General features: G+C 53.0%; 13 protein-coding genes. 8 read left to right on the top strand and 5 right to left on the bottom strand.

The genetic code is table 11. The features are described from left to right. Positions 1 to 25 precede the first annotated feature (25 nt). Positions 26 to 442, top strand: a complete 417-nt coding sequence (locus EJN92_RS08595; RefSeq protein ID WP_126127434.1) for a hypothetical protein — start codon at positions 26 to 28, stop codon at positions 440 to 442. 37 nt (positions 443 to 479) lie between these two features. Here the strand turns inward: EJN92_RS08595 and EJN92_RS08590 are convergent, their stop codons facing one another. Further along, positions 480 to 2888, bottom strand: coding sequence for a mechanosensitive ion channel domain-containing protein (locus tag EJN92_RS08590; RefSeq protein ID WP_126127433.1), 2409 nt, complete (start codon positions 2886 to 2888; stop codon positions 480 to 482). A 116-nt stretch (positions 2889 to 3004) separates the two neighbouring features. Beyond that, positions 3005 to 4243 carry a head GIN domain-containing protein gene (locus EJN92_RS08585; RefSeq protein ID WP_126127432.1) on the bottom strand — a complete coding sequence of 413 codons (1239 nt, stop codon included), beginning with the start codon at positions 4241 to 4243 and terminating at the stop codon, positions 3005 to 3007. Positions 4244 to 4499: 256 nt separating this feature from the next. Here EJN92_RS08585 and EJN92_RS08580 point away from each other — a divergent pair, with 256 nt between their 5' ends. Both EJN92_RS08580 and EJN92_RS08575 read left to right on the top strand, forming a co-directional pair. Then, complete coding sequence (locus tag EJN92_RS08580) at positions 4500 to 5330, top strand: D-hexose-6-phosphate mutarotase (protein WP_126127431.1); 831 nt, start codon at positions 4500 to 4502, stop codon at positions 5328 to 5330. Positions 5331 to 5677: 347 nt separating this feature from the next. After that, a complete protein-coding gene (locus tag EJN92_RS08575; protein WP_126127430.1) occupies positions 5678 to 8434 on the top strand; it encodes a M16 family metallopeptidase in 2757 nt (918 codons plus the stop codon). Positions 8435 to 8537: 103 nt separating this feature from the next. Here the strand turns inward: EJN92_RS08575 and EJN92_RS08570 are convergent, their stop codons facing one another. Beyond that, entirely contained in the window at positions 8538 to 9269 is a 732-nt protein-coding gene (locus EJN92_RS08570) for a substrate-binding periplasmic protein (protein WP_126127429.1), read from the bottom strand. Between the two features lie 125 nt (positions 9270 to 9394). Between EJN92_RS08570 and EJN92_RS08565 the strand changes: the two genes are divergently transcribed. Both EJN92_RS08565 and EJN92_RS08560 read left to right on the top strand, forming a co-directional pair. Beyond that, entirely contained in the window at positions 9395 to 10414 is a 1020-nt protein-coding gene (locus EJN92_RS08565; RefSeq protein ID WP_126127428.1) for a transporter, read from the top strand. Position 10415: 1 nt separating this feature from the next. Continuing rightward, a complete protein-coding gene (locus EJN92_RS08560; protein ID WP_126127427.1) occupies positions 10416 to 10796 on the top strand; it encodes a SirB2 family protein in 381 nt (126 codons plus the stop codon). On the opposite strand, the gene EJN92_RS08555 is transcribed toward EJN92_RS08560, so the two are convergent. Further along, positions 10793 to 11707, bottom strand: coding sequence for a LysR family transcriptional regulator (locus EJN92_RS08555; RefSeq protein ID WP_126127426.1), 915 nt, complete (start codon positions 11705 to 11707; stop codon positions 10793 to 10795). The genes EJN92_RS08560 and EJN92_RS08555 overlap by 4 nt on opposite strands. Positions 11708 to 11819: 112 nt before the next feature. Here EJN92_RS08555 and EJN92_RS08550 point away from each other — a divergent pair, with 112 nt between their 5' ends. Next, positions 11820 to 12833, top strand: a complete 1014-nt coding sequence (locus EJN92_RS08550) for a zinc-binding alcohol dehydrogenase family protein (RefSeq protein WP_126127425.1) — start codon at positions 11820 to 11822, stop codon at positions 12831 to 12833. 111 nt (positions 12834 to 12944) lie between these two features. Then, positions 12945 to 13496: an NAD(P)H-dependent oxidoreductase gene (locus tag EJN92_RS08545; protein WP_126127424.1), complete on the top strand. Its 552-nt coding sequence runs from the start codon at positions 12945 to 12947 to the stop codon at positions 13494 to 13496. Positions 13497 to 13652: 156 nt separating this feature from the next. On the opposite strand, the gene EJN92_RS08540 is transcribed toward EJN92_RS08545, so the two are convergent. Next, positions 13653 to 15275: a GMC family oxidoreductase gene (locus EJN92_RS08540; protein WP_126127423.1), complete on the bottom strand. Its 1623-nt coding sequence runs from the start codon at positions 15273 to 15275 to the stop codon at positions 13653 to 13655. A 112-nt stretch (positions 15276 to 15387) separates the two neighbouring features. Here EJN92_RS08540 and EJN92_RS08535 point away from each other — a divergent pair, with 112 nt between their 5' ends. Further along, the gene (locus tag EJN92_RS08535; protein WP_126127422.1) at positions 15388 to 16422 is read left to right on the top strand and encodes an AraC family transcriptional regulator; all 1035 of its coding nucleotides are present in this window, start codon (positions 15388 to 15390) and stop codon (positions 16420 to 16422) included. Positions 16423 to 16428: the final 6 nt, after the last annotated feature.

The raw sequence follows: 16428 nt of genomic DNA, 5'->3' as shown, positions 1-16428 counted from the left end.
AAAAGACAAATCGTTAAGGAAGTACATGCAATCTGACTCAGCAGGCCAAGACTACACAACGCCTGAACACCCATGGATCTCGCTAGAAACGATACAAGATGTCGAGGCCTGGATGGATCTGAACAACCGCGAGCTGCAAGAACTGATGGACCCCAAGCTAGCCCAGTATGGCGCTCAGGGGCAGGGCATCTGTTTGCGCCTGGCGCACGGCGGCGAAATTTATTTACACACCAACTCAGAAGGCGATGTCTGGTTAGACCTGACAGCCGAGGCCGAATGGGTAGCGCCAGTAATCAGCGCCACTACCCAGTTAGCCGCACCGCGCGGCCAGATCTGGATCTTGCCGCAAGGCGCCCTACTGCAATTGATTTTGGGTTTAAATAGCCTGATCGCCAGCAGCCATTTAGTGCTGAAACATGCGTATCGGACCCGTAAAAATTAGCTAAAACCTAGTTAAGGACTAAGCTGGCCGGCGCTATTTAAGTAGGGCTGGCTAGTTTTTCCTCTCTCTTGCTGTCCGGCCTTTCTATCTGTATGCGTAGTGGGGTGGCGCTATCGAGATGGACGTCGCGTTGCGGGAAGGCAATCGCAATCTCGTGCTTGCGGAAACTGGCCTCCACCATGAAACGCAAGTCACTCGCGACCTGGCGTCCCACCACGCCAGTGGACATATCTAGCCAGTAGTAGACACCAAAGAGTAGCGCATCGGCGGCAAAATCTTCCAGCAAAATTTCTGGTTTCTGTGCGCTACTAATTTGGCCGTGGCGCAGCACATCTTCCTCTAATAATTTGGCGGCCAGACGTACATCACTGCCGTAGGCGATGCCCACTTTGATACCTTGTCTGACCATGCTGCTGCTGTAAGTCCAGTTGGTGACGTTTTGTTCCAAAAAACTGCTGTTCGGGATCAGGGTGTCGATGCCGTTGACATCGCGTACTACCGCCGCTCGCACACTCATATCGACCACGGTGCCACGCAGGCCGCCGACTTCTATCGTGTCACCCGGTTTAAATGGGCGCTCCAACAACATCATCAAGCCGCTGATGAGATTTTTCAGCAAGGTCTGCATCCCGAAGCCCAGACCAATCGCCACCGCACCGCCGAGAAAGGCAAACACCGTCAGCGGTATGCGAACTAACAGCAAAGAATTGATCAGCAAGATAATGAAGATCGCCGACAGTAACCAACGCTTGCCTATCTTGATCGATACTTCGGCAAATTTGCCACGCTGTACCAATAGTTTTTCGATACGATTAACGATGAACACGGCGATCGCAAAACCTATGGTCAATAGCATGATCGCCATCAGCATTTTGCCTATCGTGACAGGTCTATCTATTGTGACGTTTTGGCCGTCGACGTTGATCACATCGTTGACGCTAAATAATTCCAGATTCCAGGCATTGCTGGCACCATTACGCAGTTTGTCGCCCCAGTAATCGACCCGCATCGCGATGGTCTTATTGCTGCCATGATCGACGATTTCTTTGAGTTCGCTAAAGCGCATGCGCGAGCGTCTTAAATCGGTCAGTGCTTCGGCATAGGCATCTTGGCGCTCTTGCCAATGGCGTTTTAAATCTTCGCTGCCCGCTTGCTCAGATTTACTAAAATAAGCGACCTGATCCTGCGCAATACCAGCGGCGATTTGTGTGGATTTTTCGACTTCGTTTAAATTTTGCTGCCACAGTGTGCTGCGCGCATTCAAAATTTCCAGCGAGTTACTTTGGCTGCTTTCGGTATAGGCCAGATACTCTCTCCAATACGCAGCTTGCAATAGATCAGCCATGAGCAAATCGGAGAGTATGCCGAAGTGGATGGCATTGGTTTCTAAGCGCAGTTGTAACCACTGCATTTGCTGTGGAAAATCCTGTTTTTTCTTTTCTAAATCTTCTCTATTTTTTGTTTTTTCGTTGCTCAAGGCAGTATTAATTTTTTCTTGTTGTTGCTCCAGATCTGCTAGGGAATTTTGCAGCAAGTTGGCATTGTTATCGAGTTGTTGCTGCTGCTCCTGGTAACGCTTTTGATTGCTGGCGATGCGCGCAAATTCTTCTTCTAATAAGACGTTGGCGGGTACTTGAACGCTATCGGATGGGGCGGCGGCATTCATGGCAAGCACCAGCTCGCGTCTTTCCTGCAAACGCATACGACTAAAGCGCATGCGCGCATCGATCGCTGCCAGCGACGCCGACCAGGCATTCTTTTTATGACGGCTCAGTTCCAGCGCCGCTGCGGCCTGGCTGCGTTCCTTACCCAAGGCGGAGGTTTTTTCCAGATTTTCCTGGGCTTGGCGTAAATCTGCTTCACTACGTTGTAATTCACCGCCTATGGTATCGAGATAGCGCTCCTGTATCGCCAGATTTCTTTGCAGATTATTGATTTCCTGTTCAATCAGACCACGCAAAGTCAGCTGCTGGGTGTTTTGCGGTTCTACCGCACTAGCGCTGCTGCCAGCGGCTACTTTTTCAGCTTGGCGTGCCCTATGTGCACGTATCCCTTCCAGTGCTGCCAGGTGTTGCAGATAGGCCTGGCGCTCCATCTCTAGCCAGAAACGTCGTCGTTCAGCCTGGGCCCAGTGCGCCGAACCCTTCTGGGTGGCAGCGTCCGCCTGGTTTAAATTGGCCAGCAGTGTTTGCACTTTGTCTAACCTGTCACTAATACGCAGCGCTTCGGCATCTTTGGCTGATTCGCCGGCGACGCCGGCAGCTGGAACCGCAGGCGCAGCTGCGGGAGCTGCTACCGCTGGCTTGGGGATCAAAGCATCCAGCGGGCCCGCCACAGCGCTGGCGCTCAGGGCTAGTCCTAGCAAGAGACCGGGCAAATTTTTTAGCAAGTGCTGTGCACGCAGAGGAAACAGAGGCGACATAAGGGAGCGGGACAATTTAATCACGCGCTATCATACCCTCCCGTCTGGCGCTCTGAACACTGCTCGCCTATTTGCGCTCTTTTCTTGCCGTGTTCTGGTGTTTTTTGACGACGTTCTGCTGCGCCTTGCGTGCTAAGAATTTATTCCAGTACGCCGCTACGGTCCATTTTTACCACGCGTGGAGCAGCATTGAGCTTGGATTGCACCTTGACGATGGCCTGGCCCGAGCCACTGACTTTGACGCTGGCCTGCTCTAGTAAGAGCGCGCTGGCTTGCAGGCTGCCAGAGCCCAGCATTTGTAGTTTGAGTTTTTTGGCCGTGCCGGATAACTCAAAATCGCCAGAACCATGGCCAGTTAAATCGATTTGATCCGCCTGCTTGAAGCCCGCCTCCAGATCGCCGGAACCAGAAAAATTGGCTTTCAAATTGCCACTGAGCGTGTGCAGTTTCAAACTACTCGATCCCTTACTCTCGACTTCGGCGTCCTGTACCATCAGACTCGTGGCATCGATGTCGCCCGAGCCATTTAAGTTGAGTTGCAATTTTTTGGTCTCGCCATGCAATTGCACGTCGCTGGCACCGGCCAGGCTGAGCGTGACCAGTTCCGCTTGCAGACGCCCGACCCGCAGGTCACCCGAACCAGAAAGTTGCGCCTGCAAAGAGCTGATCACACCGTTTAAGTTGGCACTGCCTGGGCCTGCTATGTTGATATCGACCTTGGCCTCTTGCAGGGCATCGACTTGCAGATCGCCGCTGCCACTGAGCCTAGCTTCCAGACTTTGGCTAATCGCGTGCATTTTAATATTGCTGCTGCCTAGCAGCTTGAGCTTGGTGTTGGCGCTACTTAGTTGTACCAGATCAAGGTCGCCACTGCCGCTCACCTCTAGCAGCAGATCCTTGACCTTACCGCTGGCCTCGATCTCACCCGACCCTAAGGAGTCTATGCGTAGTGCATCGTCGTGCAGCCTGAGTAGCTTGAGGTCGCCGCTGCCGCTATTGTTCACTGCACGTAGATTGGGCATGCTGATTTTTACTGTCAACGGCTTATGCTGCCACGATAAATGCAGCTTGCCGCTCTGCTTGTAACGCACAATTAAATTCTTGCCCTCGACCACGGTTTCGACCTGGCCCACCAGTTTTTCGGCGCCGACTACCTCGACGCTGGGCTCGCCTTCGACGGTGACGATCAGGTCGAACGGTGTGCTATTGCTGATCGCGTCAAAGCCTGTCAGTGCCCGTTTTTCGCTAGTGATTTTCACATTGGATGCGGCTTGTTCTTTATCGTTAAAGCGAAATTCGCAAGCGCTCAGTAAGCTCATTAAGCTCAGCGCGCTTACAGTGGCGATGATGGTGCAGGTCTTTGCTAGTGGTGTGCTCATTGCGGCCTCGGCGTCATGATGATGGACTCAAATTGGGAAGAATTGTTTGATGTATGGCAGCTTAAGCTAGTTGGCAAAAAATAGCAGGGAATAGCGACAGACTGCAGAAAGCGTGTCAGCAGGTGCAAAAATCCGGAATAGGCAGGCGAGGCTCCATTACAATGCTGGGCACGTGCTGTCTATTTATGCAAAGGACTGAGCTGACGTCGCCTCATTTGCCGCGCCTCCAGTCTCATCGCAAACAAGGAAGAAGTTCATGGAAAGTGTCTTACTCAAAGCTAGCGATGGTGCTAGTGCCGCCCTGTACACCCATGGTGCACATTTGTGTTCGTGGATACCGGCCGGTGGAACTGAGCAATTGTTTTTAAGTAAAACTTCAGACTTGCGCGAAGGCGTGGCGATACGCGGTGGGGTGCCGGTGATCTTCCCGCAGTTCGCCGCGCTCGGTAGTTTGCCCAAGCACGGCTTGGCGCGCACCGCAGTCTGGCGTTTGCTACGCGCAGGGCAAAATGCCGATGGTGCGGCGCAGGCCGTGTTTGAGTTGCAAGAGAGCATCGCCAGTTTGCAAGTGTGGCCCCAGGTATTCAAGGCTGAGCTGATGGTGACTATCCTGGCTGACAGCTTAGGTATCGATTTTACCGTGGTCAATAGTGGCGACACCGCCTTCAGTTTTACCTGCGCCCTACACAGCTATTTTGCCGTACAGCAGATAGACGAGGTGCAATTGCATGGCTTACAGGGTGTGCGTTATCGCGATTCGGTGAGTGGTATCAGCGATTGCCTCGATAGCGCCGCATGGCTAAAGGTAGAAGGCGAACTCGACAGAATTTACGCCAATATTCCGGGCGCAATCGAGTTGCGTCAGCCCCATCAAACCACCGTGATTACTCAAACTGGCTTTTCTGATGCCGTCATATGGAACCCCGGCGCAGAAAAAGGGTCTAGTCTGAGTGACTTAGAGCCTGACGGCTATCAGCGCATGCTGTGTGTGGAAGCAGCAGCCGTGATGCAGCCGGTGCATCTGGCCGCAGGTGCCGCCTGGTCGGGTTCGCAGAGCATACGGGTGTCAGCCACTAAACGGGCCTAGGCGTTTGCAGGAAAAATGCTGGAAAAATGCTGAAAAACACATACTCCCCATTAAATTAGGTAAAACCCTGCCATTGCCAACGTCTTTATTGCGCGATAAAAATATACAGGTGGGGAGTATCTAAGTAATCAGGTCTAAATTGTTACTGTTCAGCCCGCTATGAAGAAAGTCAAAACCCCTCACCGCAGAGACGCTGAGACGCAGAGAACGGCAAAGTAGTTCTCCGTTTTTCCTCGGCGTCTCGGCGTCTCAGCGTTGAGAGGTCTTCGTTTTTTTTGTCGTGCTCCTGGTAGGCGGAACAGTTACTCTAATTTGTACTAAATATTAGTCTTCTTTCAGGAAAGTTTATGTCATCTGCTGCAGCTACTTTGTCCCACCTCAAACTTAAACCGCTAGCGCGCATCGGCCTCTCGGTAGCGATTTTTCTGGTAGGCGCGCCATCGGTTTTAGCGCAAACTTTACCCAAGGGCGTGAGTGAGATCACCAGCGTCGAAGGGATTACCGAATACCGTTTGCAAAATGGCTTGAAGGTGTTGTTGATGCCGGATGCCTCGAAACCTACCGTTACCGTGAATGTCACTTATCTGGTCGGCTCGCGCCATGAGAATTATGGCGAGACCGGAATGGCGCATTTGCTCGAGCACCTGATGTTTAAGGGCACGCCTAAGAACGCCAAGATCACCGAAGAGTTTAACCGGCGCGGCATGCGCATGAACGGCACAACCTCGCTAGACCGCACCAATTATTACGAGTTGTTTGCGGCCAGCGACGATAATCTGCAATGGGCTTTGGCTATGGAAGCCGATCGCATGGTCAATTCCAACATCGCCAAAAAAGATCTGGATAGCGAGATGACCGTGGTGCGCAATGAGTACGAGAGCGGAGAGAACTCTCCCGGCGGCGTACTGATGAAACGTCTGCAAAGCGTGGCCTACGATTGGCACAATTACGGCCACTCGACGATAGGTAATCGCAGCGACATCGAGAACGTCAAGATCGCGAATTTACAAAATTTTTACCGTACCTACTACCAGCCGGACAATGCAGTATTGCTGGTCGCAGGTAAATTTGATCAGGGCAAAACCCTGAGCTGGATTGCTACTTCTTTTGGCGCGATCGCCAAGCCTACGCGTAGTCTGCCAGAGTTCTGGACTAGCGAACCGACTCAGGATGGCGAGCGTAGTTTTGAGGTGCGTCGCAAGGGTGATCTGCAATTACTGATGATGGCGTACAAGGTGCCGGCGGCCTTGCATGCAGACCGCGAAGCGATGGATTTTGCCGGCAGCATCTTGACTGGCGCACCGCATGGCCGCCTGCATAAGCAACTGGTAGAGACGGGTAAAGTGGTGCAGGTATTTTCGACCGGTATGGGCAGTGTGGACAGCGGTCTGAAGATTATCGGCGCAGTGTTGAAGAAGGGTGAATCGCTCACTGCTGCGAAAGAATTGTTATTGGCCGGCATAGAAGATTTTAAAAAAAATCCACCCACTAAAGAAGAAATGGACAGGGTCAAACGCGATAGCGCCAACACCTATGAGAAAATCTTAAATAATCATGAAGCAATCGGCGTGGGCATGTCGGAATACATCGCCATGGGTGACTGGCGCTATCTGTTCAAAGATAGAGACGGTACCGAGTTGGTGACCTCAGCCCAAGTGCAGGTGGCAGCGCAACATTATCTGGTGCGCGACAATCGCACGGTAGGTATGTTTGTGCCGGAAGATACGCCACAACGCGCTGAGATTCCGGTGGCACCGGGTATCGCTACGGTGATGCAGGGCTTCAGCGCCAAGGCCAATACCCTGAGCGCAGAAGTATTTGATCCTAGCCCGGCCAACATCGATGCGCGCAGTCAGCACAGCGTGGTCGGTGGGGTGCAACTGACTTTACTGCCGAAAAAAACTCGCGGTGAAACCGTAAATGTCGCGCTGCGCCTGCATTGGGGCGATCAGGCTAGTCTGGTCGGAAAAAAGCATATCGCCTCGTTTGCCGATAACCTGTTAGCCACGGGCACCAGCAAATTTAGCCGTGCCCAATTGGCCGACGAATTCTCTAAACTGAAGATCAGCGGCGGGGTGTATAACTTCCAGACTACCCGTGCCAATTTAACTGCGGCGCTGGCCTTGATGGCGCATATTTTGCGCGATGCCAGTTATCCTGAAAGCGAATTTGTCCAGTTGCGTGAAAAATCGCTGGTCGGCCTGGAGGCTAGCCGCAATGAACCTGGCAGTGTGGCCGGAACCGCGATGGCTCTGCATTTTGATCGTTATCCTAAGGGCGATATCCGTGCCGCAGAAAGTCTCGATGACAGCATCGCCAGCATCCGGGCGGTAAAACTGGCCGAGATCAAGGCCTTTCATCAACAGTTCTACGGTGCCTCCAAGGCTGAGCTATCCATCGTCGGTGATCTCGATGTGACTAGCACGCAGCAAGCGGTGGCCAGCGCCTTTGGTGACTGGGCTAGTCGCAGCGCCTATACGCGCTTGCAGAGCCAATATGATGAGATCGCGCCGGTCAGACAGATCTTGAATACCCCAGACAAAGAGAATGCCTATTACAGCAGCATGATGAATCTGGCGCTGAACGATCAGCATCCCGATTACGCCGCGCTGCAAGTGGCCAACTATATTTTTGGCGGCGGTTCTGGTCTCAATTCGCGTCTGATGGAACGTCTGCGTCAGAAAGACGGCCTGTCGTATGGCGGCGGTTCGGGTCTGAGTGCCGGTTCTATCGATGCCGTCGGCAGTTTTAGTATCAGCGCAATCGCCGCACCGCAAAACCTGAGTAAGCTGGAAAACGCGATCCAGGAAGAGTTGGCGCGTGCACTCAAGGACGGCTTTAGCGCCGAAGAATTAGCGCGTGCCAAATCGGGTCTATTGCAGCAAAGGCAGCAGGGCCGTAGCAGTGATGCCAGCCTGGCTGGCGGCTGGAATAGTAATCTGTATTTACACAGAACCTGGGCTTGGAGTCAGACTCTGGATGATAAGATTGCCGCGCTCAGTCTGGAACAAGTCAATCTAGCTTTTGGTCGGCATATTACGCCAGCTAAGCTGAGTGTGTTTATGGCCGGTGATGTGGCAAAAATGCAGGCTGCAGCCAAGTAAATCGCTAGCACGAAGATAAAAAAACCTGCTTGCCCTGGGATGGGGCAAGCAGGTTTTTTACTTTCGGATACAGCGACGCTGGGGCGGTTTTGCGTAAGTCCTATTATTTATATTTTTTCTCTATCGCTGCATTGGTGCCGTCGCGTTCCATCTCTTTGAGCAGCTGATTCCAAAGATCGATGCGCTCTGGCGCGACCGAGGAATGGCAAGCCAGATACATCTCGGTTTGATTGAAATGAAATAGCGGGACTATCTTGCTTTCTAAACCCTGACTTTTTAAGATCGCGGCACCGAGCAATTCTCCGGTAGCCCAAAAATCAAAACGGCCTAAAAGTAATTTGCGTGGATTATCGGCGTCGGCTGTCGTCATGTCTGTTTTAAACCCTTTTAAGGTCAAAAATTCACCGATGGCGTCATTGCGATAAGTACCCAAGACATAAGGCCGCATTTCTTCTAAAGAGCGTGGGTGGCGGCTATCGTCAGCACGTCCAAAGATAAACCAATTGTTTTTAACCAGAGGACCCACCCACTTGAACATGGCTTCGCGTTCTGGCGAACGGGTGGTAGAAAACACGCAGGTATTGGCTTCGTTACGTGCCATTTGAAAGGCACGCGCCCAGGGGAAGGCGTTGAGCGTGTATTTTTCTTTGGCGCGCAGCATCAGTTCGGCTACTTTTTCGGTAGAGATGCCGCTGATTTTGCCACTCTTGGCATCGATAATATTGAAGGGGGGGTAGTCCTCGGTAGTCAGTTGCAGCGTCTGTGCTGAAACCGTGAGCGGCTGAAGTAGGCCGACGCTGCTAAATAAGCAGACCCAAATAGACAGGTAGCGCATAGCTATGCCTTCAATGTGAGGGATGCAATCGATACTCGAATTTAATCCCTCGCTGATGCGAAAGTCAACAGCTTTTATATGACAACTGACTTACAATACGGGCAAGTTTTTTAGCTGGAAAATTCATGCAAATTGATAATTTATCATATGGATCGGATCAGTCAGGCTTGATATGCGGCTATGTGTTTGCGCAAGATCAGGTTGGGCGTGCCGTGCATACCAAAGAAGCTCTGGAGTATTTACAACAAAGTGCGGCTAGCGAAGACGCGAGTTTTCTGTGGCTGCACTTTAATCTATCCAACGTCTCGGCTGAAAAATGGCTGCATGAACATGTAGATTTGCCGGAAGAATTTTACGAGACGCTACACGAAGGCTCGCGCTCTACCCGCATCGAACACGCCGACCAATGTCTGATCGCGGTGGTCAATGATGTGTTGCACGACTTTACCTTTGAAGCCTCGGATATTGCGACGCTGTGGCTGAGTGTTTCTAGTAAGCTCATGATTAGCGCGCGGCGCACACCTTTGCAATCGGTGGATAGACTGCGTAATGCGGTCAATCATGGCGAGGCCTTTCGTTCGAGCACAGAATTGCTGGCGCATTTACTGCGTGATCAGGCCGATGTTTTGATCGGCATCGTGCGCAAGGCGATCAAAAAAGTCGATGATATAGAAGACCATTTATTGGCCGACAGGCTCAATCTGAAGCGTGCTAATTTGGGCGAACTACGCCGTCTATTAGTCCGTTTGCAAAGATTATTAGCGCCAGAGCCGGCCGCCTTATTTCGCTTGCTGCATAGCCCGCCGCGCTGGGTCGCCGAGAATGATGTGCAAGAGCTGCGCCAATCGACCGAAGAGTTTGCGGTGGTGCTCAGTGACATGGCCTCGCTGCAAGAAAGAATTAAGTTATTGCAGGAAGAAATCGCCGCCAGCGTGAATGAACAAAACAACCGTTCGCTGTTCGTGCTGACCATCGTCACCGTGCTGGCGCTGCCTATCAATATCATCGCCGGTTTGCTGGGCATGAACGTGGGCGGCATCCCGCTGGCGCAACATGAACACGGCTTTTGGATCGTTGCCGCCATCGTTGCCACCTTTACCGTGATTGCCGGGTGGCTGGCGTTTAGAAAAAATACCAGGGATTAAGATGCAGAGTTACCTCGCCGTAAAACATTTACACATCACTTGCGCCGCCATCAGCGGTAGTTTTTTTATGCTGCGGGCGTATTGGAAAATGCGTGACGCTGCCATCTTGCAAAGGCGCTGGGTGCGCATACTGCCGCACCTGATCGATACCATCTTGCTGGCCAGCGCCCTGACTATGGTGTTCTGGAGCGGCCAGTATCCATTTCAACAAAACTGGCTAACGGCCAAGGTAGTGGCGCTGCTGGCGTATATAGTGCTCGGCACGATCGCCTTAAAACGCGGCAAGAGCGCCCGCATACGGGCTTATGCACTGGTTGCTGCAATGCTGACGTTTGCATATATTCTGGCGGTCGCCATCAGCCGCCAGGCTATGCCGTTTTAAAATGTTTGCGTTGCCGCAGCCCTTGCAAATTTTTCAGCAAGAAAATCGATCAGGGCACGCACCCGACCGGGAACAAAGCGGCCGCTAGGCAGCAGCGCGTGTAAAGGATAAGGCTCGGTGTCCCACGCTGTGAGTAAGGGAAGCAGAGTGCCAGCCGCTAGCTCTTGCCGTATATCGATCATCGATTTGAGCAAGATGCCGGCACCTGCAACAGCCCATTCCCGCGCTAGCGACGCATCATCGACATAACGGTCACCGTTGACGCGTACTTCTGTCCATACGCCATTTTGGGCAAAGCGCCACAGTCGATGGCGCTTGCCGGCGCGCTCGAAGGTGATGCAATTGTGCTGCAACAAGTCTTGCGGAGTTTGTGGTGCGCCATGGCGCTGCAGATAAGCGGGCGATGCACACAGTATCGGTCGTGAGAGCGCAATGGTGCGTGCCACCAGACGCGAATCGGCCAGGGTGCCATAGCGCAATGCCAGATCGACTTCGTCACGCATCACGTCCATCACCTTGTCGCCGACGCTGAGCGCCAGTTGCACGCCGGGATGGAGTTCAAGAAACTCACTGAACCAAGGCAATAAGCTGTTGCGCGCCAGATCTGAAGGGGCCGCCACCCGCAAGATACCGACCAGGGCAGCGCGGTCGCTGGATACCGAGGCTTCGCCCTCTTCCAATAAGTCAAAGGCGCGTTTTGCATAGTCGAGCAAGATCTGCCCTTGGGACGTGATGCGCATCGCTCTGGTCGATCGCTCAAACAGGCGCACTCCCAATTGATTTTCCAGCCGCTTCAGGGTGGCGCTGGCGGCCGCTGGCGTGATACCCAAGTTTGCCGCGGCAGCCGTCAGGCTACCGTAACTGGCGGTTTGCACCAGCACCTGAAGATCTCCGATATTTTCAATTTTCATTTGAAAGTGATAGTTTTTTATTGCTATTATCAATCTGTGATTTATATTTTACAGTGTCTACCTCAAGCAAGAAACATCACCTCACTATTCGCGCAATTCTAAAGGAGTACTCATGAAAGCCATCGCCTATCGCCAGCCATTAGCCATTAACAATCCCTTATCTCTGGAGGACGTCGAGCTGCCAAGCCCAGCGCTACAAGCGCGCGACTTGCTGGTGCGCGTCAAAGCTATCTCGGTCAATCCTGTCGATACCAAGCTTAGAGCCAGTACTGCGCCTGCCGAGGGACAGATGAAGGTCTTGGGTTGGGATGCGGTCGGCATCGTCGAAGCAGTTGGTAGCGCAGTGACTAAGTTTAAGCTGGGGCAGCGCGTGTATTACGCCGGTTCGATTACACGTCCCGGTGCCAATAGCGAGTTGCATGCAGTGGACGAGCGCATCGTTGCGCTGGCACCAAACTCACTCAATGATGCACAAGCCGCGGCCTTGCCGCTGACATCCATCACCGCTTACGAATTATTGTTTGAACGCCTGGGAGTTGCCAAGAATGGCGGCGCGGGTCAGACTTTATTGGTGATCGGCGGTGCCGGCGGGGTAGGCTCTATCCTGATACAACTGGCGCGTCAGCTGACACAATTGCGTGTCATCGCCACCGCCTCGCGTCCGGAAACACGCCAGTGGTGTCTGGATTTAGGCGCGCATGCGGTGATCGATCATGCGCAAGCCTTAACGGCCGGGCTAACAGCGCTCGGTATCGATGCAGTTGATATGGTGGCGAGTCTGACGCAAACCCCGCAGCACTACGCGCAAATTATCGAAAGCCTGAAACCGCAAGGGCATCTCGCCGTCATCGATAGCATGGATGGCTTAGATGTGATGCCACTCAAAGCCAAATCAATCGCCTTGCATTGGGAAATGATGTTTACCCGCTCCATGTTCGAAACGCCCGATATGGATGAGCAAGGCAAACTATTGGCCGAAGTAGCCGCAATGGTCGATCAGGGTCGCATCCGCACCACCGTCAATGCCAATTTTGGCACTATTAATGCGGCCAACTTACGCCGTGCGCATGCCCTGATAGAGAGTGGTAAAGCGCAAGGGAAAGTGGTGTTGGAAGGTTTTAATTAATCACATAGCAAGCGCTTCGGCATTGCTGGCGCATGGTGTGCGACAGCAATGACAGCGTATCCAGATTGCAAGCACATTTTTTTGAAAAATAGTTACTCGTAAAGGTCTAAGATGAAAGTACTTATCGTTACCGCCGGATATACAATATTTGAAGCCAAAGGGCATTTGAATGGATTCCTGGCTCATTTGAGCGAAAAATTTTTGCTTGGAAAAGGGCATGATGTGAAGTTCTCCGATGTGAGCAAAGAGACACTCAACATAGAAAGGGAGCTTGATAAGCTTTTGTGGGCGGAGTGCGTTATTTATATCACGCCTATTATGTGGTTCAACATGCCCTACCCCTTGGTGAAATGGTTGGGTGAAGTACTTGCCTATCAAAAGACATTTACCATCACGGACGTGTATGGCGAAGGTGGTCAGGTTCCCGCCGAAAAATTTATGATCGTCGCTACTTCCAATATGAAGAGCAGTGACTTAGGTCAGTGCCATGTTTTAAAAAATGCGCATCATATCGATGATGTTTTGCAGCCTTTGATTATGACCAATAATTATTTGAGCATACGCAATCAACTGCCGACCTTTCATGCCGACAACGTGATCGCGGGTGATACTTCTTGGATAGAAAACGCATATCTAGAACACCTTGCCGCTAACTTCACCTAGACGAGCGCGCAGAGATAATGCGCTGCTTGTGACGCTTAATTTTTTTCGCCTGTAACTACGCAAGATGAAGTAATTAAGGGCATGGCCCGCAGCGCATATTCTATGCGGGTTTGCGGCCTGCCTGGCCTGCAAGCCGCATGGGATATGCGCGTTGGGCTAGGCGGCTTGCAGATGCTGCGAGCGGTTTTCCGTCTTGATCATATCGGCCGCTTTCTCTCCTATCATCATGCTCGGTGCATTGGTATTGCCGCCTATCAGGGACGGCATAATCGAGGCATCCACTACCCGTATGCCCTGCAAGCCATGCACGCGTAGGGTAGGGTCAACTACCGCCATCGCATCGAGCCCCATCTTGCAAGTGCCGATAGGGTGATACACGGTGTCGGTGTATTGGCGCAAGGCGGCACGGATTTCATCATCGCTATGCACGTCGGCGGTGCGGTATTCGCTCTCGCGGACCTCCATCAGGGCCGGTGCATCCATCAGTTTGCGGGTGAGCTTGAAGGCCTTGAGCATGTTTTCCAGATCGTCAGGGTGTTCCAGGAAGCGCGGATTAATAACGGGGGCTGCCAGCGGATCGGCGCTGGCCAGCGTGACTTCTCCCACGCTTTTTGGGCGTAGCAGACAAACGTGGCAAGAGTAGCCGTGCCCCAGATGCAGCTTGCGGGCATGATCATCGATCATGGCGATCACAAAATGCAGCTGGATATCGGGGGCGCTCAAGCCTGGGTCGGTTTTCAGAAAAGCCCCGCCTTCGGCGCCGTTCGAGCTGATCATGCCGCGCCGTTTTTTAAAGTAGCGCCAAAACTCGCGCGCCATGCGCAAGCTGCCAGCGAGCGAGATGCCCAGTAGATCGAGACTCTTGGCGCGATATTTAAAGACGAAATCCGGATGGTCTTGCAGATTCTGACCGACTCCGGGTAAGTCATGTACCACGGGAATGCCAAGTGCCTGCAAGGCTTTGGCCTCGCCCACGCCAGACAGCATCAATAATTGCGGGCTTTGGAAAGCGCCGGCCGCCAGCAGGATTTCGCGCTTGGCGCGCAAACTATGTTTTGCGCCATTTTGCAGATATTCAACACCTACCGCGCGCTTGCCTTCAAACACGATGCGGGTAACCTGACAGCCAGTTTCCACCGTCAAATTTGGGCGCTTTGCTAGATGCGGATGCAGGTAGGCACGTGCCGCACTGCAGCGCTCGCCATTGTGTTGGGTGACCTGGTACATGCCGACACCTTCTTGCTCCTCCCCATTAAAATCGGGATTGGACTTAAAACCGGCTTGCTGTGCGGCTTTTAGGTAGATCGCTTGAAACGGATTATCCGAACGCAAATCACTGACATGCAAAGGACCTGCTTGCCCATGCAGCGGGCCGCCCAGGCGCGCATTGTTTTCTGAGCGTTTAAAATAGGGCAGCACCTCATCGAACGACCAGCCGGTATTGCCCAAACTTGCCCAGTGATCGTAATCTTGTTTGTGGCCGCGGATATACGCCATCGCATTGATGGCCGAGGATCCCCCCAGCGTCTTACCGCGCGGCTGATAGCCTTTGCGGCCGTTTAAACCCGGTTGCGGCAGGGTTTCAAAGGCCCAGTTATTGATCTTGGTCGGCAACATGGCTGCTACCGCAAACGGCATCTTGATGAGCCAGCTGTCACCGGCATTGCCAGCCTCCAGCACGGTCACGCGGATCGCCGGATCTTCGCTGAGTCGGCTGGCCACAACACAGCCGCCGGAGCCGCCGCCTATGACCAGGTAGTCAGGAATTATTTGATTCATGTTTGGTCTCACTCTCGGTATATTATTATTCGCAAAGCTTATTCTTAAGCTCTTAGGGACATCTTAATCCGCACCGAATTCAAAGATAAGGACATTTACTGCCAGCGCTCACATGAACTCCCTTTCTGCACCCACCATGCCGGCGCTGCTCTCAGTGCAAGACGCCATTTTTCCTGCTCATCCTTTCAGCGGTTTGTTTGCGCTTGGGCGTGAGCAAAACTGGCGTTTGCGTGAGATGTTTCCGGCTTTTTCTGTCGATCAGCATGGCTTGCCTAGCAGCACCGCACGCATCAGTTACGCCCAGGCACGCGAAAGTTTGTTGTTGGCCAGACACATAGGCGGTGCCGATCTCGGAATCTTGTCGGGTAGCCGCAAAAGCGTCAGCGCCCTTGGTGAAATGGGGTTGGGCATGTTGGCGCAGGCTAACTTAGGCCAGGCGCTGGCCTTCGGTCTGGAATATCAATTAATTGCTGGCTCTATGTTGCAACTGGAGCTGGAAGTGGGTGCACAGCAATCGCAACTGGTTTCACATGCGCTGTTTGATGACAGGGAGTTACAGGATTTTCTCGATCTCGATCATCTGGCCACCGCCATGAACGCGGCGCGCAGCTTGCCTGGTGCGCAACTTACGCCACAGCGGCTAGAGTTGCGCGGCAATCTACAGCTAAGCCGCTCGGCTGCCGAGGCGTTTTTTGCCTGTCCGGTGATCGTCGGTGCCGACGTCAGCCAGGTGGTGTTTGCCAGCGCCATGTTAGAACTACCCTTGTCGGCACAGAGCGAGCAAGCCACCTTGTCGCGCCATGCCTGCGATCAGGAATTGGCCAGCATCGGGGTGCTGGGTAAGCAGAGTCTGGTACGTACTCTGGTTGCCATGCAATGCGAGTGCCGTAGTGTGACTGAGATGGCTAGCACATTGGGGATCAGCCCGCGCTCTTTGCATCGTTTGTTGGTGCGTGAAGGTGCTGCGTATTCGCAGATTGCCGAGAGCGTCAGAATGGGGCGCGCCAAGCGTCTACTGCTAGAGGGGCATGGCACCGAAGCAGTCGCCGAGCTATTGGGCTATTCGGATGAGCGCAGCTTCCGGCGGGCTTTCCAGCGCTGGACTTTATCGACGCCGTCGGAATACCGCGCCTCCCGGCAAACATAGGCCAGG

Origin of the sequence: Undibacterium parvum, assembly GCF_003955735.1 — a bacterium.
Taxonomy (GTDB): Bacteria; Pseudomonadota; Gammaproteobacteria; order Burkholderiales; family Burkholderiaceae_D; genus Undibacterium; species Undibacterium parvum.
This window is presented reverse-complemented; position numbering and strand designations above follow the sequence as displayed.

What these genes read in the sequence shown, in the direction of transcription:
- EJN92_RS08595 (WP_126127434.1), top strand. Translation starts at nt 26, where the DNA reads ATGCAATCTGACTCAGCAGGCCAAGACTACACAACGCCTGAACACCCA.
- EJN92_RS08585 (WP_126127432.1), bottom strand. Translation starts at nt 4,243, where the DNA reads ATGAGCACACCACTAGCAAAGACCTGCACCATCATCGCCACTGTAAGC.
- EJN92_RS08580 (WP_126127431.1), top strand. Translation starts at nt 4,500, where the DNA reads ATGGAAAGTGTCTTACTCAAAGCTAGCGATGGTGCTAGTGCCGCCCTG.
- EJN92_RS08575 (WP_126127430.1), top strand. Translation starts at nt 5,678, where the DNA reads ATGTCATCTGCTGCAGCTACTTTGTCCCACCTCAAACTTAAACCGCTA.
- EJN92_RS08570 (WP_126127429.1), bottom strand. Translation starts at nt 9,269, where the DNA reads ATGCGCTACCTGTCTATTTGGGTCTGCTTATTTAGCAGCGTCGGCCTA.
- EJN92_RS08565 (WP_126127428.1), top strand. Translation starts at nt 9,395, where the DNA reads ATGCAAATTGATAATTTATCATATGGATCGGATCAGTCAGGCTTGATA.
- EJN92_RS08560 (WP_126127427.1), top strand. Translation starts at nt 10,416, where the DNA reads ATGCAGAGTTACCTCGCCGTAAAACATTTACACATCACTTGCGCCGCC.
- EJN92_RS08555 (WP_126127426.1), bottom strand. Translation starts at nt 11,707, where the DNA reads ATGAAAATTGAAAATATCGGAGATCTTCAGGTGCTGGTGCAAACCGCC.
- EJN92_RS08550 (WP_126127425.1), top strand. Translation starts at nt 11,820, where the DNA reads ATGAAAGCCATCGCCTATCGCCAGCCATTAGCCATTAACAATCCCTTA.
- EJN92_RS08545 (WP_126127424.1), top strand. Translation starts at nt 12,945, where the DNA reads ATGAAAGTACTTATCGTTACCGCCGGATATACAATATTTGAAGCCAAA.
- EJN92_RS08540 (WP_126127423.1), bottom strand. Translation starts at nt 15,275, where the DNA reads ATGAATCAAATAATTCCTGACTACCTGGTCATAGGCGGCGGCTCCGGC.
- EJN92_RS08535 (WP_126127422.1), top strand. Translation starts at nt 15,388, where the DNA reads ATGAACTCCCTTTCTGCACCCACCATGCCGGCGCTGCTCTCAGTGCAA.